The following is a 231-nucleotide window of genomic DNA, read 5'->3' as shown; positions in this document are numbered from 1 at the left end:
GCTTGATACAGCGATCGCGCTACTTGGGTAAATTGGTACTGTGGCTCTGCATCCCATAAGGTAAAGTCGCCCCTTAAATACACGGTACGATCTAATTTTTGTTGTGGCAATACATCATCAAGCGTTATTTGCGTAGAACAAGCAGTTAAAAAACTAACAAGTGCTAAGGTTAAAATACGTTTTATTGGGCTTTTCATTCGAGATCCTTACTTTATATATGCAGGTTAATAA

At 38.1% G+C, this 231-nt stretch carries 1 pseudogene; it reads right to left on the bottom strand.

Annotated elements, in window-relative coordinates:
• Positions 1-197 (bottom strand): annotated as a pseudogene (locus AAEY62_RS25115) (early set domain-containing protein); the annotation flags it as partial.
• Positions 198-231 lie beyond the last annotated feature (34 nt).

Origin of the sequence: Pseudoalteromonas sp. GW168-MNA-CIBAN-0100 (assembly GCF_040309225.1) — a bacterium.
Taxonomy (GTDB): Bacteria; Pseudomonadota; Gammaproteobacteria; order Enterobacterales; family Alteromonadaceae; genus Pseudoalteromonas; species Pseudoalteromonas arctica.
The sequence above is the reverse complement of the archived record's forward strand: the minus strand, read 5'-3'. Positions and strand labels throughout refer to the sequence as shown.